This is a genomic window from Desulfonema magnum (genome assembly GCF_017377395.1).
GTDB classification, from domain to species: domain Bacteria; phylum Desulfobacterota; class Desulfobacteria; order Desulfobacterales; family 4be13; genus Desulfonema_C; species Desulfonema_C magnum.
The window spans coordinates 6,996,738-7,015,549 of sequence record NZ_CP061800.1; the positions used below are offsets into that span (position 1 = coordinate 6,996,738).

The following is an 18,812-nucleotide window of genomic DNA, read 5'->3' on the forward strand; positions in this document are numbered from 1 at the left end:
TAACAAAGATTACGAATTTTTTATCCGGTAGTATGATAATATATTAAAAAACCAAGTCAATGGGGCAAAAGGTGTATTCTGAGGGGGCAGAATTCTACTTAAAAAAAACAACACATTCAGAGCTATTCGGAATAAACAGGCGATTTATGATTGAAATTCTGACAAACAGTCTTAAATTTATATTGAAATTTCCAATGAACAGGAATTTAACAAACCGTACAAGGAGAATTAAAATGCCAATTTACGAATATCATTGTGATAAATGTAATCATAATTTTGAATGTCTGGTTTTAGGAAGTGACCAGCCCGAGTGCCCTTCATGCAACAGCAAAGAGGTGAACAAACTCATATCCGCGTGCGGATTTATCACCAAGGGAACTGGCGGTGAGACCGTGAGCCGTTCCGCAGCAAACTCATCATGCAGCGGATGCACAGCAACCAGTTGTTCGGGCTGCGGTCACTGATGGACAGGCATATCAAAATCGGAACCAGGGGCAGCAAACTTGCGCTCTGGCAGGCAAACTGGGTGAAATCGGCTATTGAAAAATCCGGGAACGGGGAATGGAAAGCCAAGGTTGAACTTGTCATCATAAAAACCAAAGGCGACAAGATTCTGGATGTCCCCCTTGCCAAAGTGGGCGGCAAGGGGCTTTTTGTCAAGGAGATAGAAGAGGCCCTTTTGGACGGGCGTATTGATCTTGCTGTTCACAGCATGAAGGATATGCCTTCTGAAATCCCCGAAGGGCTGTGCATCGGGGCAGTTCCGGAGCGTGAAACTCCGAAAGATGTTCTTATCTCCGGAAAAGGGCTTTTGCTTTCAGAGCTTCCCGCGGGAGCCTGTGTCGGAACAAGCAGTCTTCGCCGGGCTGCTCAGTTGCGACGGGCAAGACCGGATATTGACATTGTGCCGTTAAGGGGAAATCTTGACACGCGTCTTAAAAAACTTGAACATGGCGACATGGACGCTATTATCCTGGCTGCCGCGGGAGTGAAACGCATGAATTTTGAATCCAGAATAACCGAATATCTGGACGAGGATATCATGCTTCCGGCAGTGGGACAGGGCGCACTTTGTATTGAAACACGGGAAAATGATCCTGAAATTGAACCCGTGATTGGTCCGCTCAACCATCAGGAAACAAGATCGGTGGTCATGGGAGAACGGGCATTTTTAAACTGTCTCGAAGGCGGATGTCAGGTTCCCATTGCCGCGCATGGAAAAATTGAGCGAGGCATATTTACCCTTTCCGGGCTTGTCGCGGATGTTGACGGCAAAACCATTATTCAGGAAACCCTCTCAGGCCCTGAAACAGAATCAGAAACCATCGGGACAGACCTTGGAAACTGCCTTCTCACAATGGGGGCAAAACAAATACTTGAAAATCTGAAAGTGTAGGTGTCAGGTGTCAGGTGTCAGGTGTCAGGTGTCAGGTGTTAAGTGTTAAGTGTTAGGTGTTAAGTGTTAAGTGGCCTTAAACTTTCATGTTTCATTATAAGCAAATTTTATCCGGAGTGCCAAACTTGCAGTTTTGTACTCCGGAATGAGGTTTACAATTTTTCCTGATACTTAACACTTAACACTTAACACTTAACACCTAACACTTAACACCTAACACCTAACACCTAACACTTAACACTTATAATACCTGACACCTTTCCATTGAAAGCAAATATATGAAAATGACAAATGGTAAAGTTTATCTGGTCGGCGCGGGCCCGGGTGATCCCGGACTGATTACAGTAAAAGGATTGGAATGTATCCGCTGTGCTGATACCATCATTTATGACTATCTCGCCGCGCCGGCGCTGCTGAAATACGCGCCTGAAAATGCCGAGCTTATTTATGTGGGAAAAAAAGGCGGAGATCATACCTTGTCTCAGGACGGCATTAACGCGCTGATTGCGGAAAAAGCAAAATCCGGATTGGTTGTGACCCGTCTCAAGGGCGGTGACCCGTTCATCTTCGGACGAGGCGGAGAGGAAGCAGAGATATTGCTTGATGAAGGCGTTCCTTTTGAAGTGGTGCCGGGGGTCACGTCCGCGATTGCCGCGCCTGCTTATGCGGGAATTCCGCTCACGCACAGGGATTTTACCTCCACCCTTGCCTTTGTGACAGGACACGAAGACCCCACCAAAGCGGAAACAAGTATTGACTGGGCATCTCTTGCAAAAGGCATCGGAACCCTCGTGTTTCTCATGGGTGTCAAAAACCTGCCGAATATTACTCGTAATCTGCTTGAACACGGCATGAATGCAGATACACCTGTGGCGCTGGTCAGATGGGGAACCACGCCCGGACAGATGACGGTCACAGGAACCCTTGAGACCATTGTTGAAGAGGTAAAAGCAGCCGGACTGAAAGCGCCGGCGATTATTGTTGTGGGTAATGTGGTGGGGTTAAGGCAAAGACTGAAATGGTTTGAAAACCGTCCGCTCATGGGAAAGCGCATCGTTGTCACCCGTGCGAGGGAACAGGCCAGCGATCTGGTGAAACTTCTCTCGGATCTCGGTGCGGAATGTCTGGAATATCCCACCATCAAAGTTACTCCTCCGGAGGACCGGAACCCGCTGGATATGGCTCTTGAAAACCTTTCCGAGTATGATTGGATTGTGTTCACCAGTGTCAACGGCGTAAAATTCTTTTTTGAGCGGCTTTTTGAAAAAGGCAAAGATGTCAGGGCATTGCATCAGTTGAGGACTGCGGCCATTGGCCCGGCAACGGCAAAACGCCTGCGTGATTTCGGACTGAACAGCGATATTGTTCCTGAAAGCTACCGGGCAGAGTCGGTGGTGGATGCGTTTGAAAACGAGGAAATAAAGGGCAAAAAAATCCTGCTCCCCCGGGCAAAAGAGGCAAGACCTGTTCTGCCTGTGGAACTGAGAAAAATGGGAGCAATGGTGGACGAAGTCACGACATATTGCACAAAAGCGGTGCGTGACAATGCGGATGTTCTCGTAACTCAGCTTAAAGAGGGAGCAATAGATATTGTCACGTTTACGAGTTCCTCCACGGTAAGAAATTTCAGATCACTCCTGCCTCCCGGAGATGACGCACTAAAAAATCTGATGCAAGGCGTCACCATTGCAAGTATCGGGCCTGTCACTGCCGATACTGCGAAAGAACTGGGGTTTGATGTTCATATCAGTGCGGAATCCTATACCATACCAGGGTTATGCGAGGCAATTCAGCAATATTATGCGCCCATATCAGCCTGAACCTGCGGGACTATATGTTCATATTCCTTTTTGCATTCGGAAATGCCCGTATTGTGATTTCTATTCAATAACGGATTTGTCTTTTAAACACGCGTTTATCAATGCCTTAATGCGTGAAATGCAAATGGAAGCCGGGTTTTTTCAGAAAACCCGGTTTTTTTTTGATACACTGTATATCGGCGGCGGCACGCCTTCCGTGTTTGATGCGGAAGATATCGGACAGATCATTGAGACCGCCCGGAACGCCTTCCCAATTCTCCCTGATGCTGAAATCACCATTGAAGTCAATCCCGGCACAGTAACACCTGAAAAACTCAGGGGCTATTATCGAGCAGGCGTCAGTCGCATAAATATCGGCGTCCAGTCCTTTCAGGAAGAAAACCTCAGATTTCTCGGACGGATTCATTCTGCAGAAGAAGCGCATTTGGCGATTCAATGGGCGAGGAAAGCAGGTTTTGATAATATCGGGCTTGATTTTATTTATGGCCTTCCGGGCCAGACAGAACTTTCGTGGATTCCCGACTTGGAGCGGGCCGTTGAATCCGAGCCTGCTCATCTGTCCTGTTACATGCTCACTTATGAGGAAGGCACTGCTATGGACAAAGACCGCCGGAAAGGATGCTTTGTTCCGCTCTCCGAGGGGCGAGTGGCTGATTTGTTTCAGACGACAGTGGACTTTTTAAGCAAACAGGGTTATGCCCAGTATGAAATATCAAACTTTGCACGGTCAGGACCGGAAAGGTCGAGGCATAATCAGAAATACTGGCAGGATGTGCCGTATCTGGGATTCGGGCCTTCCGCGCATTCTTATGTCAGTCCCTGTCGTTACTGGAATCACCGTTCTGTAAAAAAGTATCTCAGCGACATTGGCGCTGGGAGATTTCCCATAGCGGAAAAGGAGATATTAACCAGAGAACAGCAGATCACAGAGGCGATTTACCTGGGACTGAGAACGACAGACGGAATAGATATTGAGAAATTTGATGAAAAATTTGGCGTAAGCTTTCACGAAATGTTCGGGGAGATGACAGACTGTTTTGAGGAAAACGGGTTAATCAAAACAGATGAAAAACGCTGTGCGCTGACCCGCCGGGGAATGCTGTTTCTTGACAGTGTGGTGTCCGCACTGGTCTGAGAATAATTGCCTGCGGGCAAGAGCTTTTAACAAAGTTGGCGACAATTCAATCTGATATGCTCCCGGATGCCAGATATCTCCGACAACAGGGGCAGGGGGAGTTCCGGAATTATCCGATCATATGTCATTTGTCAGAATTTTCTCACATCCTTTTTTCAGAACCAATGTCATTCCACGTCCGGCCGTATCTGTCCGGACTGATATATGCCTGCCAAATCTCATTCGTCAGGATTCGTCTCAGCATGATCATAACATGATCACTCTCAGCAGATCGAAAAGTTTTCGGGCTGTCACAGGGCAGACACGACGGGCAGGGGAGAAACCCGTGGTTTTCCGGCCGGGGAGACATTTTGTCCGGAAAAAAAGCCGGTTTTTTTCGTTCTCTCGCACACAGTCCGGACATTTTCTGATCTGCTGACGCTGGAAAAATTCGATTTTTTTTGAATCTGTAACCTATTTGTAACCTTTCCTGTATTACAGAGACACTGAATTAAGAAACACAGACAGATGGCTCCGGCCGGAAATTTCATTGACTGTTCTCTTCCGGAAGGGAACTGCATACGATAAAAAAGGATTAAAGCTTATTTAAGTACCCGATCAAAAATTTTTTATACATCTTTTTTTTCTGCGAACCGCGGAGAAACCCGGCTTTTTCCTTCAGGGCCGGCGAATCATTCCGGAAAAAAAAAGCCGGGTTTCTTCCCCGGGCAAATATCGAAAATTTATGGTTAGGTACTTATATTCATTAAGATCAACCAGATAAAGCCAAACCCGCTGTGAGGCGGGGACGGAAAGCTACGGATCTCGGAAGAGACAGCCGGGTTGCCTATAATGGGGTAATCCGGCTTTTTATTGAAAAAATTTATACTTGTTTTGGACGGCTCAGTAATCAGTAATGATGATAAAAATACTCTGTTCTGCATAAAAAAAATCATATCATCAGAAACAGCAAGAACCAAGACAAAATTATCAAGAAAAACGGCAAGGACATTTTTGGGTGTATTCATAAGTTGGGGAGCATTTGAAACCGCGTCTCGTCAATGCGCCCGGAATTTTTTCAATCTTTTCTAAAAATGAATACAATTGGAAGAGCTATGAAAAATAAAAATCAACTTCAACCATCGGTAATGATCGTGGATGATTCGGAAACCATGCTTCTGACCATCAAGGAACAGTTACTCGATGCCGGAGTGAGTCCTCTGATCATCTGCAATGACAGCCAGCAGGTGCTGGATCTGATTGCTGAGAACCGGGTCGGGGTTCTGGTTCTGTACCTGGTGACACCGCACATTGGCGGCGAGGAACTGCTTAAAAAAGTCAGCAACAGATTTCCGGAGATTCCGGTTATTGTTCTCACCGCGTTGGCAGAGGTGGACACAGCGGTTCGGTGCATGAAAGCCGGGGCGTTTGATTGCGTGGTCAAGGGAACGGGCATGCATGATTTCCTCAACGCTGTCCGTCATGCCCTGAAACTAAGGAAATCGGCTTGGGAAACGGAGAGCTTGGGACAGTGCATCCGGTCCGACCGGCCCGAAAATCCTGAGGCTTTCGCACACATCATCGCCCAGGACAAAAAAATGCTCTCTCTTTTCCGATATGTCGAAGCCGCTGCTCCCAGTCCTCATCCGGTGCTGATTACCGGCGAAACCGGTGTGGGAAAGGAGCTCTTTGCCACTGCCATCCACACACTCAGCGGCCGCAGGGGGAAAATGGTCAGTGTGAACACAGCCGGTCTTGATGACACCATGTTTTCAGACACCCTTTTCGGGCATGTCAAAGGTGCTTACACCGGGAGCGCTGGAGATCGCAAGGGACTGATCAGACAGGCTGCCGGCGGGACCCTTTTTCTGGACGAAATCGGGGACCTGAGCCCTGAATCCCAGGTGAAACTGCTGAGGCTGCTCCAGGAAGGGGAATACCTGCCTTTGGGCTGTGACAAACACAGTCAGACAGATGCCCGCATTGTCACGAGTACGCACAGGGATCTCTGGAAACTTCAGGAGGAGGGCAAATTCCGGGAGGACCTCATTTACCGGCTGCAAACCCATCATGTGCATATACCGCCGCTGCGTGAGCGTTCAGCGGATATTGCGCTGCTGACCAAATTTTTTGTCAGGAAGACTTATCTCAAAGAGAAAAAAGAGGTGCCGGAAATACCCGAGGCCTTTACAAATTTGTTGGAAACTTATCCTTTTCCGGGAAATGTGAGGGAGTTGCAGTCAATGATTGTTGATGCCATGGTCAGGGACGGATCAGGGGTGCTTTCTCCGGAGCTTATCCGGCCCTATGTGACAAAAATGAAGGAAAAAGAAAAGGGATCGCCATTCGCACATCTTAAAATGCTGCCTACGCTGAGACAGGCATCAGACATGCTCATTGATGAAGCTATGAAACGGAGCGGGAATCAGACCGTTGCAGCCAAATTGCTGGGCATCACGCAACCCACTCTGAGCGAAAGACTGAAAAAGCGAAGGATGATGTCAGGTGTCAAGTATCCGAGAGTACTCCGTGCAAACCCTTGTCATTTCGGGCAATAACAGCGTTCGTGTAAGCCATCCTTTGTCATCCTACCCTTATATTGCATATCATCGGCTGCACGAGCGCCGGTGCCGAAGTCCATGGCCGGTATGATGACACAATACCCGATTCCGATGATTTCACAAAGTTACTTTTACAGATGATTCAGTGTATGCGGCGGCTTGCCAGGATGGGAACGGAGGCAGTCTCGGTGACCGGATTCCCTCTCATCTTGACTCACCGCCGGAGATCGTGCTGGTTCGTGGTTTCTGTCGGACGTGGTGTGCATCAGCGAATCTTAACTTTAAGACAGTTGATCTTCAGGTCCATTCCTCCTCCTCCTCCGCACCTGCGTCTCCCTTGGCCGGTGTCTGTGCTTGAGTACATTACACCGAGTACCATAGCGAAATCGGTGTAGCCGCCTTTTACGGCTTTCATCTTTTTTCTGCTCAGTTCTTTCTGTTTCATTTTACACCTCCTTATTAATTATGACAGTTGACAGCTTATGTGAAAAATTCCTCCCTCCTGAGTTTGGCTGATCATGTAAAACCAGTCTGTCATGGCCTGCTGAGAGGAATAAGGAATTTATAAAGCAATGTGGAAGTCCCCCCTGCCGGGGCAGGGAGGGTGTGCATCAGCGAATTTTGACACAAAGCCCGGCAATCTTAAAATCCAGTCCGCCTCTTCTCCGCCTTCCAGTGTCCGTGCTTGCATAATTTACACCGAGTACCATGGCAAAATCAGTCCAGCCGCCTTTTACAGCTTTCATCTTTTTTCTGCTCAGTTCTTTCTGTTTCATTTTGCACCTCCTTACTAATTATGACAGTTGACAGTCTATGTTAAAAAATTCCTCCCTCCTGGATTTGGCTGACCATTTAAAATCAGTCTGTCACGCTCTGCTGAGAGGGATGAAAAATTTACAACGCAATGTGGCATTCCCCCTGCCGGGGCAGGGGGGCGTACATCAGCGAATTTTGACACAAAGTCCGGCAATCTTAAAATCCAGTCCGCCTCTTCTCCGTCTTCCGGTGTCCGTGCTTGCATAATTTACACCGAGTACCATGGCAAAATCAGTCCATCCGCCTTTTACAGCTTTCATTTTTTTTCTGCTCAGTTCTTTCTGTTTCATTTTGCACCTCATTATTAATTATGACAGTTGACAGTCTATGTTAAAAATTCCTCCCACCCCTCCTGGCTTTGGCTGACCATTTAAAATCAGTCTGTCACGCTCTGCTGAGAGGGATGAAAAATTTACAACGCAATGTGACATTCCCCCTGCCGGGGCAGGGGGAGCGTGCATCAGCGAATTCTGACACAAAGCCCGGCAATATTAAAATCCAGTCCGCCTCTTCTCCGTCTCCCGGTGTCCGAAGTAGCATAATTTACACCGAGTACCATGGCAAAATCAGTCCATCCGCCTTTTACAGCTTTCATTTTTTTTCTGGTCAGTTCTTTCTTTTTCATTTTGCACCTCCTTATTAATTATGACAGTTGACAGGGTATGAAAGATATTTTTTGCTCTTATAAATCTTTTCTTGCAAGATGTGTGCCTAATGTTTTTTGTCTTATACATTTTTTTGCAGGCAGAGGATATCACGGTCCTCATACACATATTATTTTCAGCGTCCTGTCGCGGGCATTATATTTTTTTAAATTATTATTACAAAATGTTATATATTATAATCAGCATTGTTTGGCGGCCGACTTTTCCGCGAACCCTGCTCCGATTTATACCAAATAGGGAACTCGAAATAAATAATATACCCAATACAAAAAATGTAGGGTGGGTGGAGCGAAGCGCAACCCACCTTGTGCGGTGGGTTGCGCTTCGCTCCACCCACCCTACACCGGGTATTTTATTTTTGGGGAAATCCCTTAAATATTTAATATCAGAATGCCCCGGAGTCCTGCCGCACCATCTAAAACAAAGAGCGGTGTCGGATATGATTGTCGGTGATGCTGACAGGTCAGTCTCCGCTCTCAGAACCAGGTCTGTTTTGAAAAATCGGGTTTCCTGATGTAAAAAAATGATTTTCTCAGAGTGTTTTTATCTTTTGATTTACAACCCAAATAAAAAAAGGTATAGGGTTTTCTATATTATTCAGTCTGAATATAATCGGCTTATGTGTGATCATAGCCATGACATCATAAGTATTATCATTCTAATCAGAGGGATAGATGTTCTAGGAAATCCTATCGGAATTATAGTATTTCCTATGAAAGCGTCCAAGGGGAGATGACAGGTCTGATATAGGCCATCTGAATCAGCTATTTTTATTTGCCTCCCCCTTCGACAAGCTCAGGGTACGCCGTTTTCGTTCCCTGAGCTTGTCGAAGGGAAAACGGCCCTGATCTTTGTATCAGCTCTTCATCGGCTCTGCTTCTTCTGAGTTTTTAAAGCTGAGGATCAAGTTCTTCTCGGATGATTGAATTTATTGATAATTCTCAGGGTGACGATTTTCTCAGGCGATTTTCGAAAAAGCCCATAGGAATTTTCCCAAAAATAAAAGCGGTTCCTGCAAACTCGATGTTTAGGACTGCCAAAAGCTGGTTATTGAGCGTCATAAGACAACCTGATAAAATATCGGAAAATTTCTGGCAGGATACTTACTGATGTGTTTTTATATGTCAGTTGTCTCTGCTTTTTTTGTTCACGAGGGTAGCAACACAGATTTTGAGGTATTTGGGGATGTGGGGGTGGTTTGTCCGGCGGTTTGTCAGGATAGGTTTTAACCTTCCTTTTTTCGACTCACCGCCGGATGTTTTGGGGTTTGTTATCCTCTTTGGGGACAATGGGAAAGTGCATCAGCGAATTTTGATTTTAAGATTATCAATTATAAAGTCCAGTCCGCCTTTCCCTTTACCCGTGTCCGTGCTAAAGTATGTGGTCATAAGTATCATATTGAAAAAAGTCCATCCGCCTTTTACAGCTTTCATCTTTTTTCTGGTCAGTTTTTTTTGTTTCATTTAGCACCTCCTTTTGTTTATGAATGTTGACAAGGCATAAAAGATAATCGCTCTTATAAATCTTTTCCTGCAAAAAGTGTGCCTAAAAATTTTCATTTTAGTTGAACTTCAAATTAATCACCCCTTTCAGCCCCCGGACGGTTTTGAAAAACTGTTTTCCTGATATAAGACAAGGCATGCCTTGTCTCTGCTGTGCCGTAAAAAGCCGGATTTTTTTCTGGTCCCGGACTCAGACGAAGGAAGAAACCTGGCTTTTTTGCTCCCGCATTCAGTCAGATACTATAAACAGCATCTCGCCTCACCTGTGTCTGAATAAGCTTAACCAGTTCGTTTAATTGTTTAAAAACGCATGTAAGTCTGTCCTGCTGTGTTGCCGACGGCTATTCTGATGCTTATTTTTTGGTAACAAAATGGGTTAATCGTAACACACATAACAAATAATCCTTTCAGATATAAAAAAAATCTGGTAAATAAAGACAGTGACCTCGCTAAAATAGAAATTTAATAATTATCAAATCAGAGTGTTGGAGGATATGATGGATAAATATGAATGCCCTTGCGGTTATGTGTATGATCCTGAAGTCGGTGATCCTGAAAACGGCGTTGAACCGGGAACCCCTTTTAAAGATTTGCCGGATGACTGGATTTGTCCCCGGTGTGATGCTGAAAAGGATTTTTTTGAAAAAATTGATGATTATTAATTCGTTTAATAACAAAAAGTCTTTTTGCCTGTGACAGGCTGAAAACTCAGGTATGTCAAATCAGGCGTTTTGCTGTTGTCATTTGCTTTGCGCCTGGTTCCCTTTTCTGCCTAACCATTTGTTTCCCCTTTTATATATTTTTTTGTATTCCTGCACATAAAAATACGGTGACACTTTTGCCCAACTACTTAAATTCTCGTATGATAAATCTGATTTCATGCCAGACACTTCTGAAACGATTAAATATTGAACTTGAAAAAAGAATAAATTGTCGTTATCAAGTGAATATCCCTGAATGATCTGTAACATGAGCAAGTTTGTCCTTTTCATATTTGGAAAAGCAGGAGGATAATGAACTTGGCTGAAGCGTCTTTTAAAATCACTGAGGACAATAACTGCCCCCTTTATACACTTGAAGATGAATTTAAGTTATCAGGAGACCTGCTTTTATTGCCCCATGACAGGGTTGCCTGTCTTATACTCGCAGAAGATATAAAAAATGCTGTCAATAATGAAAATTTTGAAACTTCTTATAACTCGTTTTATTGTAGCGGATGTACCGGTTTTGTTAAGTTAGAGTCCGGACAAGAACCGGAAGCTAAGAAAAATAATAGCGAATCCGCCATAAATGAAGATGATATTGACACCATTGCAAGCTTGCTGAGTGATTTTTCATTCTTTCAAACACTTAATGAGAATGATATCAAGAAGCTTGTTTCTTATTTAAAACTTAAAAAATTTGAGAAGAACGACACCATCATAAAAAAAGGAGAGCCTGGAACAAACTTATACATTATTATATTCGGAAGGGTTGAGGTCGTGGGTGATGATAACATCAGCATCGCATTTTTGGGAAAAGGGGAGGTTTTCGGAGAGATGAGCCTTCTCAGCGGCGATCCCGTGGGGGCCACCATAAAAGTGGTTGAAGCGACAACCATTCTCTATATAAAAGGTAAGGATTTCAGAAATGTTTTAAAACAGTTTCCGTCTCTTCAAATGTATTTTGCTCGTCTGCTTGCCCGAAGGCTTGCCAATACAAACACAGTAAGGTCAGAGGACCTTTCAGCCGGCATGACCGGCCAGTTGTCTGACATGCCCCCATCCGAGTTATTTCAAACATTGAACATCAACCAGAAAACCGGTGTCTTAACCTTGCAACTTCCCAAAGGTTCCGCAGACTTATGTTTCAGAGAAGGGGCCCTGATCAGTGTGAAATACAATAACGCTGAAAGTGAGGAAGCTTTTTATGAAATATTAAAAGAGCGGGAGGGCAGGTTTAAATTTGTCCCGGGCTTGCCTGAAGCAGATATGCAGGCCGATGAAATGGGGGATTTTATGTGGCTTTTAATGGAGGGCGTAAGGAGAATGGACGAGGCAGAAGCCGATAAAATCTGAATTGGAAGATATGGGAAACGGCCAGCAAATATTGTGAAATCTGCCGGCGTTCCCCAAGCGTCATCTCAGTTCAGCATCATATTTCTCAACCTCTTCCAGTAACACCTGAACCAGTTTGTCCTGGGGAAATTTTTTAACGACTTCTCCTTTTTTGAACAAGATTCCGACCCCGTCACCGCCTGCAATACCGATATCCGCCTCTTTTGCCTCTCCGGGTCCGTTGACAACACAGCCCATAATCGCAAGTCTGACAGGCGAGAGACTTGACAGCAGCGCCTGTTCAACTTGTTCAACAATCTCGAACAGATTAATTTTACAACGCCCGCAGGTGGGGCAGGAAATAATTTCAGGCCCCCGCCGACGAATATCCAATGCTTTCAGGATTTCATATGCTGTCCGAATTTCTTCCACCGGATCACGGGTCAGGGAAACACGGAAGGTGTCCCCGATGCCTTCCGCAAGCAGCATCCCAATACCAAGCGAAGACTTGACAATGCCTGAAAAAAGTGTCCCGGCTTCTGTTACCCCCAGATGAAGAGGAAAATCGGTCTTGGAAGAAAGAAGCCGGTAAGCAGCTATGGTACGCCGGACATCTGATGCTTTTATTGAAATTTTTATCTGATGAAAATCCAGCGAGGTTAATAATTCAATATTCCGGATCGCACTTTCGACCATGGCTTCCGGGGTCGCTCCGTTATATTTTTTCAGCAGATCTTTTTCAAGGGAGCCTGAGTTCACACCGATTCGAATGGGAATATCAAAGGATTTTGCACACTCAGCAACGGCCCTTACTTTTTCCATGGTTCCGATATTACCGGGATTTAATCTCAGCCCGTCCGCGCCCGCTTTGGCCGAGGCAATGGCCAGACGATAATCAAAATGAATGTCCGCGATCAGCGGAATTGAGATACTTTTTTTAATTGAAGTGATGGCCGTGGCCGCTTCCTCATCCGGGACAGCCACCCTGACAATTTCACATCCGGCTTCTTCCAGGCGTTTTATCTGTGAGACAGTGGCCGGAACATCCTGGGTGAATGTATTGGTCATGGACTGGACAGCAACGGGTGCCATGCCCCCGATTTTCACATTTCCGACCGTGATTTGGCGAGTTTTTTTCCGTTTTGCAGCGAACAGTGTCATAAGCAACTACCATATTTGAATTTTTTTTAGTGTTTTGGAAAACATGCTGGGAAATCCGAGTTTTGACAGACAAATTGTATTTTCTTTTTAAGACAAGGATGGTCAGTTTGCAATTGTTTTTTCAGAAAAATTGCAGTATCATTAAATGATTCCTGATTTCTCAGGTTTTTTGATTGGATAAATTATGATATGAACCGCGGAATTTCACAGATTTTACAGATTCAGCAGATTGAAAAAAAATTTTTAATATACTCAGCAGATCGAAAAAGTTTTCGGGCCGTCACAGGGCAGACACGGCGGCCAAGAAAGAAACCCGGCTTTTTCCGGCCGGGGAGAGCGCCCCGTCCGGGAAAAAAAGCCGGGTTTCTCGGCAGATGGAAAAGCCTTCGGGCTGTCACAGGGCGGACGGGAAAGAAACCCGGCTTTTTCCGGCCGGGGAGAGCGCCCCGTCCGGGAAAAAAAGCCGGGTTTCTCGGCAGATGGAAAAGTCTTCGGGCTGTCAGAGGACGGACACGGCGGACGGGAAAGAAACCCGGCTTTTTCCTGCGGGGGAGATCGCTCCGTCCGGGAAAAAAAGCCGGGTTTCTCGGCAGATGGAAAAGTCTTCGGGCTGTCAGAGGACGGACACGGCGGACGGGAAAGAAACCCGGCTTTTTCCTGCGGGGGAGATCGCCCCGTCCGGGAAAAAAAGCCGGGTTTCTCGGCTGTCCCGCACACAGCCCGGAAACTTTTCGATCTGCTGATACTGTTAAAAGGAGTTCGAAAATTGGCTACAGCGATTTTTTGTATGGGATGCAAAAAACCGCTTCGCTCTATTTTTGCACTCCGGAAAAAATATTTTCCGAGATGTATATTAATCTGCGGTTCAGAAACTTTGATAATTAACCTATTTTAAATTTATGAAAGGAGCGGAAAAATGGCACATGATGAAGATAAAAAATTTTCAGAAAAACACGGACCTGATGCAAAACCGGACATCGCTATCAGGGATGAAATTTTAAAACATGCAAAAAATGAGGCGATTTCCTGTGCAGTTGCATTTCAGATTGCAGAGGGCCTGGGAGTTTCACCGGCAGAAGTTGGTAAAAATGTTGATTTGCTGGATTTCAGACTGATAAAATGCCAGATGGGACTTTATGGCCATACGCCAGAAACAAAAGTCGTAAAAAAGCAGCATGACGCAAGCCAGGAGTTAAAGGACGCAATTTCTGAAGCGTTGCTTGATGGCAAGCTTTCATGCAAGAGCGCGTGGGATATCGCGGCCCGCTTCAATATCTCCAAGCTGGCCGTGAGCGGAGCATGCGAGGCCATGGAAATCAAAATAAAAAACTGCCAGTTAGGGGCATTTTAAGACGAACGATGTCTGAATACTCGATGTTCAAGTTTTTTCTGTCATTCCTGCGAAAGCAGGAAACCACAGCTCCCGGAAGCGACGCACCGGCCAAAAAACGGATTCCTGCTTTCGCAGGAATGACAGGCTTTTTGTTCGAATCGGGTCAAAAAAACTTGAACATTGAGTGAATAACAATTTCTGTTCTGATGAATGAATATACCGGGCTGTTTCTCAGTTCGTAGTTCCGCGTTCAGGCGGTGCGACACCGCCTGAACGCTGAACTGCAAACTGATATATTCATTTTTAGAAATGGCCTGACACTTTCATATCGCGAGGCGGTTTGATGGAAAAATATAAAATTCTCATTGTTGCTGTTTCTGCTCTTATTTTCATAATCGGAGCATTCTTATATGTGTATCATTCAAAATCTCTCTGGATTAAGTCCTTTCTCTTAGGGGTCCCGGTAAATCCTTTCAGGCTGATATTAATGAGTCTGAGAGATATAGATCCGAAAATGATCCTTGAACTGAAGATAAAGGCTGCCAAGTCAGGGGTTAAGATCACCACCTCCAAACTTGAGTCTCATATGCTTGCGGGCGCGGATGTGAAACTCATTCTGGATGCGACCATTAAGGCCGAACAGGCCGGTGTTAAAATAAATACTGATTTTCTTAAATCACATCAGCTTTCCGGAGGAGATGTAAACCTCATTGTGGAATCCAAAATTCAGGCGGATAAGGTTGGTCTTGATATTGATATTGCCAAGCTCGGGGGCCACAACCTTTCCCATGGGAATATCCCGCTGGTGATTGAAGCAATGACCATGGCGAATAACGCGGATATTCCGCTTGATTTTGAACGCGCGGCTGCCATTGACCTTACAGGCAGGGATATACTCGAAGCTGTTAAGACACAGATTCGGCCCGTAGTTATTCAGACTGAAAGAGTGACAGCGGTGGCAAAGGACGGTGTTGAATTGACAGCAATTGCCCGTGTTCTGATACGGATGAATCTTGATCGGGTCGTAGGGGGAGGGGGAAAGGATTCCATCCTTGCACGGGTGGGCGAGGGGATTGTCGCGGCTATCGGTTCAGCCAATTCTTATGAGGAATTCCAAGAGAATATCAGCAACACATCTCATAATATATTAGAAAGTTTTCTGGTCCCGGAAGTGGCTGAAAATTTGGCTTTCGATGTGGTGGATATCAATATTGAAGATGTGGATGTGGGAGAGAATGTCGGGGCAAAACATGAGGCCGAGCGTGCTGAAACCAATAAGAAGATTGCCGAATCAGAAGCGGAAAAGAAAAAGAAAGACATGGAAATCAGGCTGATTGAAATGAAAGTGAGGATTAGGGAAAAAGAAGCTGATGTCCAGGAGGCCATGGCAGAGGCTTTCAGGAAAGGCACGATGGGAGTGATGGATTACTACCGGATGAAAAGCGTAAAAGCAGATACAGATATGCGGCGTTCTTTTGCGTTATCAGGGAAGTCTGATGAAAATGAGTCCGAGGAATCATAAAAAAGCAAAGGATGAATCATGAATGCGAATTTTTTTGAACTTATTCTGAGTTTTTTTGACGCTGTGATGAAGCAGGATCCTTGTTCCCGTCAGCAGATACTCTGTTTGCTGAAAAAGCATTTTGATAATTTCAGAAAAGAGCTTGCCCAAGTGCAGGCGGGCGGAGATATGACACCGGAACCTGATTTGTCCGGGTCAGATGAGGCGGATTCTGAGCCGTCATCTCCTTCCGAGGTCGAAGAGGAGGCGAGCATCTCAGAACTGGAGAACCTCCTGATTCTCACCGAAAAAAGCCTCCGGCGGCAGATGATATTTCACGAACTTCTTTCTCCGCCGCTTTCAGAGCGGGATGAGGATGGGTTTTTTTAAGTGAAAAAGAAAGGTTTTTTTTCGGTTCAGTCCGAGGAGAATGTGTCAGACTTTCGCTTAACAAATTCTGATTATGACGGAATTAGGGGATGGCCGGCAAAGCCCTGTAGGGGGCGACATGTTTGTAGCATCTCCGGAGTGCGAAAAATGCTTTTTCGCAGGCGCAAAAATATAATTTTTGCACTTCGGATCCGTTCGGAATTACCCAGGTCAGCAGCATTGCCTGCCAAGCCCCGTAGGTGCGGCATGATGAATGCTGCGAATATGCCGCCCCGCGGGGTTTTACCGGCCTCCCCTAAAACCGTTATAATCAGGTTATATCTGAATGCGGTTTCGGAGACATTGGCAGATAATATATAATTGAATCAAGTGAATAGATGCGAAGGAGGTGTCTTATGGAAGTTACTGAAATGAGAACCAGGAGACAACATACGGTTGAAAAACTTTCCCCTGACAAACTTGAATCTGTTTTGAAGTTTTTGGAAGATTTGCAGAAAGCCGGAGATCGGGATGAGTGGGATCGTCAGATTGCCAAGGATTTTGATGAGGGAAATCTTGATTTTCTTATCAGAGAGGCTGATGAGGCACTGCATGATCAGGATATCAGGTCATGGCCATGATCTCCCTTCCGACAAGGCGATTCTGGAAATGTTACCAGAATTTGCCAGAAAGAATCCGAAGGCTTGCAGACGAATCTTACAAGCTTTGGAAGGAAAATCCTTTTCATCCTTCTCTGGAATTTGAGGAAATCAGACCTGATATCTGGCGGATAAAGATCGGCTGCCGTTATCGTGCAATTGCAAAGCGATATGATGCAATATCCGATTTATGTCAAATATAATTTCTGATGACACAAAGACAGACGCAGCGTTCGGAAGGTAAAAAAACATGGATTCACCTGAACTTAAATATCAAAATCTGCAAAATATCTTAAAAGCGCTGGGGCGTGTGCTGATCGCCTTCTCCGGGGGCGTTGACAGCACCCTGCTTCTTAAAGTGGCAAAAGATATCCTGGGAGATGATGTTCTGGCAGTCACTGTCTCATCTGAAACAACGCCGCGTTGCGAACAACAAGACGCCATCTGTTTCGCCAAAGCCTCAGATGCGGAACATCTGCTTGTCAAATCCCATGAAATGGACCTCCCGGAGTTTGTAAAAAATCCTTTGGACAGATGCTACATCTGCAAAAAAAGCCGTTTCAGCGATCTGCTCAAACTCGCGCACGAAAAAGGATTTCCTTATGTGGCGGACGGAGAGAACCATGATGATCAGAGCGATTATCGTCCGGGGAGCCGTGCTGCCCAGGAACTGGGTATCAGAAGCCCGCTTAAAGCGGCCGGGCTGACAAAAGCTGAAATACGCCTGCTTTCGAAAAAACTGAACCTTCCCACATGGGACAAACCAGCTTATGCCTGCCTGGCCTCCCGCATTCCCTATCACAGTCCCATCACAGCGGAAAAACTGAGGCAGGTGGATGAGGCTGAGGAATTTCTCAGAGGATTGGGGCTGTCCCCCCAGCTGAGAGTAAGGCATTACAACGACACTGCCCGTATTGAATGCGAACCGAAAGATATTCCGAAAATCGCCGAAAGCACCCTGCGGAGCCATATTGTGACTCATTTCAAATCACTCAGGTTTAAATTTATAACGCTTGACTTGGAAGGGTATCATATGGGAAGTTTGAACCCTGACCGCAGCTCCGTTTGAACATTCTTCAAATCGTTGAGACAAGGAAAAGTCCATGGACAGCAAATACTTAGTCAGCCTGCTAAAGCAAGTTAAAAATGGCCAGATAGAACCAGACGAGGCCATGCACGAATTAAGACATCTTCCGTTTGAAGACCTGGGATACGCCAGGATTGACACGCACCGATGTGCGCGGACCGGCGTTCCCGAAGTTATTTATTGCGAAGGAAAAAGCATTCCTCAGATTCAGGGAATTATCAACAGAATGTCTGAGCATCATTCTAATATTCTTGCCACCCGGGCCACCTGGGAAGTCTTTGAAGCGATAGAAAAAATTGGTTTGGAGTGCCAGTATCATGAACAGGCTCGGATCATGGTCGCCAATCCCAGGCCCGTTGAACAGGTCGGGAATATTGCGGTCGTGAGCGCGGGAACTTCTGATATTCCGGTAGCGGAAGAGGCGGCTGTCACGGCTGAGACCCTTGGCAACCATGTAAACCGCATTTACGATGTGGGAGTTGCCGGCATTCACCGACTGCTTAATGTATGCGATGATCTTTTTGAGGCCAATGTTTCCGTGGTCGTCGCGGGCATGGAAGGCGCGCTTGCCAGCGTTGTGGGAGGACTGGTTTCCTGCCCGGTTATCGGCGTTCCCACCAGTGTGGGGTACGGAGCCAGTTTCGGGGGAGTGGCTGCCCTCCTCAGTATGTTAAACAGTTGCGCCTCAGGCGTATCTGTGGTAAATATTGACAATGGCTTTGGCGCGGGCTATCAGGCCAGTCTCATCAACAAGATTGCCGTGAATAAAGCGCCGCCGGAGTAAGCCTGCTG

21 protein-coding genes and 1 riboswitch are annotated in these 18,812 nt (G+C 45.9%); of the genes, 14 read left to right on the plus strand and 7 right to left on the minus strand.

Annotation, left to right across the window (positions count from 1 at the left end):
- The first annotated feature begins 233 nt into the window (after nt 1-233).
- The 5 genes from dnm_RS26750 to dnm_RS26770 all read left to right on the plus strand — a co-directional run bounded on the left by dnm_RS26750 (nt 234) and on the right by dnm_RS26770 (nt 6,888).
- Complete coding sequence (locus dnm_RS26750) at nt 234-464, plus strand: FmdB family zinc ribbon protein (protein ID WP_207679940.1); 231 nt, start codon at nt 234-236, stop codon at nt 462-464.
- On the plus strand, nt 419-1,396 hold the full coding sequence (gene hemC / locus dnm_RS26755) for a hydroxymethylbilane synthase (protein ID WP_246556107.1): 978 nt from the start codon (nt 419-421) through the stop codon (nt 1,394-1,396). The genes dnm_RS26750 and hemC overlap by 46 nt, the downstream gene beginning before the upstream one ends.
- 278 nt (nt 1,397-1,674) lie before the next feature.
- Entirely contained in the window at nt 1,675-3,216 is a 1,542-nt protein-coding gene (gene cobA / locus dnm_RS26760) for a uroporphyrinogen-III C-methyltransferase (RefSeq protein ID WP_207679941.1), read from the plus strand.
- Entirely contained in the window at nt 3,197-4,351 is a 1,155-nt protein-coding gene (hemW, locus tag dnm_RS26765; RefSeq protein WP_207679942.1) for a radical SAM family heme chaperone HemW, read from the plus strand. Before cobA ends, hemW begins: the two co-directional genes overlap by 20 nt.
- 754 nt (nt 4,352-5,105) lie before the next feature.
- Nucleotides 5,106-5,181: riboswitch (cyclic di-GMP riboswitch) on the plus strand.
- A gap of 264 nt (nt 5,182-5,445) precedes the next feature.
- Nucleotides 5,446-6,888 carry a sigma-54-dependent transcriptional regulator gene (locus dnm_RS26770; protein WP_207679943.1) on the plus strand — a complete coding sequence of 481 codons (1,443 nt, stop codon included), beginning with the start codon at nt 5,446-5,448 and terminating at the stop codon, nt 6,886-6,888.
- 268 nt (nt 6,889-7,156) lie between these two features.
- On the opposite strand, the gene dnm_RS26775 is transcribed toward dnm_RS26770, so the two are convergent.
- The 5 genes from dnm_RS26775 to dnm_RS26795 form a co-directional block, all read right to left on the minus strand.
- Complete coding sequence (locus tag dnm_RS26775) at nt 7,157-7,336, minus strand: hypothetical protein (protein ID WP_207679944.1); 180 nt, start codon at nt 7,334-7,336, stop codon at nt 7,157-7,159.
- Between the two features lie 166 nt (nt 7,337-7,502).
- Nucleotides 7,503-7,667 carry a hypothetical protein gene (locus dnm_RS26780; protein ID WP_207679945.1) on the minus strand — a complete coding sequence of 55 codons (165 nt, stop codon included), beginning with the start codon at nt 7,665-7,667 and terminating at the stop codon, nt 7,503-7,505.
- A gap of 165 nt (nt 7,668-7,832) precedes the next feature.
- Entirely contained in the window at nt 7,833-7,997 is a 165-nt protein-coding gene (locus tag dnm_RS26785) for a hypothetical protein (protein WP_207679945.1), read from the minus strand.
- Nucleotides 7,998-8,167: 170 nt separating this feature from the next.
- On the minus strand, nt 8,168-8,332 hold the full coding sequence (locus dnm_RS26790; RefSeq protein WP_207679946.1) for a hypothetical protein: 165 nt from the start codon (nt 8,330-8,332) through the stop codon (nt 8,168-8,170).
- Nucleotides 8,333-9,673: 1,341 nt separating this feature from the next.
- On the minus strand, nt 9,674-9,835 hold the full coding sequence (locus dnm_RS26795) for a hypothetical protein (protein ID WP_207679947.1): 162 nt from the start codon (nt 9,833-9,835) through the stop codon (nt 9,674-9,676).
- A gap of 533 nt (nt 9,836-10,368) precedes the next feature.
- On the opposite strand from dnm_RS26795, the gene dnm_RS26800 reads away from it, so the two are divergent.
- On the plus strand, nt 10,369-10,536 hold the full coding sequence (locus dnm_RS26800; protein WP_435051582.1) for a rubredoxin: 168 nt from the start codon (nt 10,369-10,371) through the stop codon (nt 10,534-10,536).
- A gap of 78 nt (nt 10,537-10,614) precedes the next feature.
- On the opposite strand, the gene dnm_RS26805 is transcribed toward dnm_RS26800, so the two are convergent.
- Nucleotides 10,615-10,845 carry a hypothetical protein gene (locus dnm_RS26805; RefSeq protein WP_207679948.1) on the minus strand — a complete coding sequence of 77 codons (231 nt, stop codon included), beginning with the start codon at nt 10,843-10,845 and terminating at the stop codon, nt 10,615-10,617.
- Between the two features lie 42 nt (nt 10,846-10,887).
- Between dnm_RS26805 and dnm_RS26810 the strand changes: the two genes are divergently transcribed.
- A complete protein-coding gene (locus tag dnm_RS26810) occupies nt 10,888-11,931 on the plus strand; it encodes a DUF4388 domain-containing protein (protein ID WP_207679949.1) in 1,044 nt (347 codons plus the stop codon).
- A gap of 60 nt (nt 11,932-11,991) precedes the next feature.
- Here dnm_RS26810 and ispG read toward each other — a convergent pair whose 3' ends face one another.
- The gene (gene ispG / locus dnm_RS26815) at nt 11,992-13,071 is read right to left on the minus strand and encodes a flavodoxin-dependent (E)-4-hydroxy-3-methylbut-2-enyl-diphosphate synthase (protein ID WP_207679950.1); all 1,080 of its coding nucleotides are present in this window, start codon (nt 13,069-13,071) and stop codon (nt 11,992-11,994) included.
- A gap of 916 nt (nt 13,072-13,987) precedes the next feature.
- Between ispG and dnm_RS26820 the strand changes: the two genes are divergently transcribed.
- The 7 genes from dnm_RS26820 to larB all read left to right on the plus strand — a co-directional run bounded on the left by dnm_RS26820 (nt 13,988) and on the right by larB (nt 18,804).
- Nucleotides 13,988-14,422 carry a hypothetical protein gene (locus dnm_RS26820; RefSeq protein WP_207679951.1) on the plus strand — a complete coding sequence of 145 codons (435 nt, stop codon included), beginning with the start codon at nt 13,988-13,990 and terminating at the stop codon, nt 14,420-14,422.
- Between the two features lie 325 nt (nt 14,423-14,747).
- Nucleotides 14,748-15,926, plus strand: coding sequence for a flotillin-like FloA family protein (locus dnm_RS26825; RefSeq protein WP_207679952.1), 1,179 nt, complete (start codon nt 14,748-14,750; stop codon nt 15,924-15,926).
- Between the two features lie 18 nt (nt 15,927-15,944).
- Nucleotides 15,945-16,295 carry a hypothetical protein gene (locus tag dnm_RS26830; RefSeq protein ID WP_207679953.1) on the plus strand — a complete coding sequence of 117 codons (351 nt, stop codon included), beginning with the start codon at nt 15,945-15,947 and terminating at the stop codon, nt 16,293-16,295.
- A 395-nt stretch (nt 16,296-16,690) separates the two neighbouring features.
- Nucleotides 16,691-16,915 carry a hypothetical protein gene (locus dnm_RS26835; RefSeq protein ID WP_207679954.1) on the plus strand — a complete coding sequence of 75 codons (225 nt, stop codon included), beginning with the start codon at nt 16,691-16,693 and terminating at the stop codon, nt 16,913-16,915.
- Nucleotides 16,906-17,136 (plus strand): hypothetical protein, encoded by a 231-nt coding sequence (locus tag dnm_RS26840; protein ID WP_207679955.1) that lies wholly within the window; start codon nt 16,906-16,908, stop codon nt 17,134-17,136. The genes dnm_RS26835 and dnm_RS26840 overlap by 10 nt, the downstream gene beginning before the upstream one ends.
- A 47-nt stretch (nt 17,137-17,183) precedes the next feature.
- Entirely contained in the window at nt 17,184-18,002 is an 819-nt protein-coding gene (gene larE, locus dnm_RS26845; RefSeq protein ID WP_207679956.1) for an ATP-dependent sacrificial sulfur transferase LarE, read from the plus strand.
- 34 nt (nt 18,003-18,036) lie between these two features.
- The gene (gene larB, locus dnm_RS26850; RefSeq protein ID WP_207679957.1) at nt 18,037-18,804 is read left to right on the plus strand and encodes a nickel pincer cofactor biosynthesis protein LarB; all 768 of its coding nucleotides are present in this window, start codon (nt 18,037-18,039) and stop codon (nt 18,802-18,804) included.
- Nucleotides 18,805-18,812: the final 8 nt, after the last annotated feature.

Coding starts and splice junctions, on each gene's coding strand:
- dnm_RS26830 (WP_207679953.1), top strand. CDS start 15,945: ATGAATGCGAATTTTTTTGAACTTATTCTGAGTTTTTTTGACGCTGTG.
- cobA (WP_207679941.1), top strand. CDS start 1,675: ATGAAAATGACAAATGGTAAAGTTTATCTGGTCGGCGCGGGCCCGGGT.
- dnm_RS26790 (WP_207679946.1), bottom strand. CDS start 8,332: ATGAAAAAGAAAGAACTGACCAGAAAAAAAATGAAAGCTGTAAAAGGC.
- larE (WP_207679956.1), top strand. CDS start 17,184: ATGGATTCACCTGAACTTAAATATCAAAATCTGCAAAATATCTTAAAA.
- dnm_RS26795 (WP_207679947.1), bottom strand. CDS start 9,835: ATGAAACAAAAAAAACTGACCAGAAAAAAGATGAAAGCTGTAAAAGGC.
- dnm_RS26770 (WP_207679943.1), top strand. CDS start 5,446: ATGAAAAATAAAAATCAACTTCAACCATCGGTAATGATCGTGGATGAT.
- dnm_RS26780 (WP_207679945.1), bottom strand. CDS start 7,667: ATGAAACAGAAAGAACTGAGCAGAAAAAAGATGAAAGCTGTAAAAGGC.
- larB (WP_207679957.1), top strand. CDS start 18,037: ATGGACAGCAAATACTTAGTCAGCCTGCTAAAGCAAGTTAAAAATGGC.
- dnm_RS26825 (WP_207679952.1), top strand. CDS start 14,748: ATGGAAAAATATAAAATTCTCATTGTTGCTGTTTCTGCTCTTATTTTC.
- ispG (WP_207679950.1), bottom strand. CDS start 13,071: ATGACACTGTTCGCTGCAAAACGGAAAAAAACTCGCCAAATCACGGTC.
- hemC (WP_246556107.1), top strand. CDS start 419: ATGCAGCGGATGCACAGCAACCAGTTGTTCGGGCTGCGGTCACTGATG.
- dnm_RS26800 (WP_435051582.1), top strand. CDS start 10,369: ATGATGGATAAATATGAATGCCCTTGCGGTTATGTGTATGATCCTGAA.
- dnm_RS26775 (WP_207679944.1), bottom strand. CDS start 7,336: ATGAAACAGAAAGAACTGAGCAGAAAAAAGATGAAAGCCGTAAAAGGC.
- hemW (WP_207679942.1), top strand. CDS start 3,197: ATGCGCCCATATCAGCCTGAACCTGCGGGACTATATGTTCATATTCCT.
- dnm_RS26785 (WP_207679945.1), bottom strand. CDS start 7,997: ATGAAACAGAAAGAACTGAGCAGAAAAAAAATGAAAGCTGTAAAAGGC.
- dnm_RS26840 (WP_207679955.1), top strand. CDS start 16,906: ATGGCCATGATCTCCCTTCCGACAAGGCGATTCTGGAAATGTTACCAG.
- dnm_RS26805 (WP_207679948.1), bottom strand. CDS start 10,845: ATGTTACAGATCATTCAGGGATATTCACTTGATAACGACAATTTATTC.
- dnm_RS26750 (WP_207679940.1), top strand. CDS start 234: ATGCCAATTTACGAATATCATTGTGATAAATGTAATCATAATTTTGAA.
- dnm_RS26820 (WP_207679951.1), top strand. CDS start 13,988: ATGGCACATGATGAAGATAAAAAATTTTCAGAAAAACACGGACCTGAT.
- dnm_RS26835 (WP_207679954.1), top strand. CDS start 16,691: ATGGAAGTTACTGAAATGAGAACCAGGAGACAACATACGGTTGAAAAA.
- dnm_RS26810 (WP_207679949.1), top strand. CDS start 10,888: ATGAACTTGGCTGAAGCGTCTTTTAAAATCACTGAGGACAATAACTGC.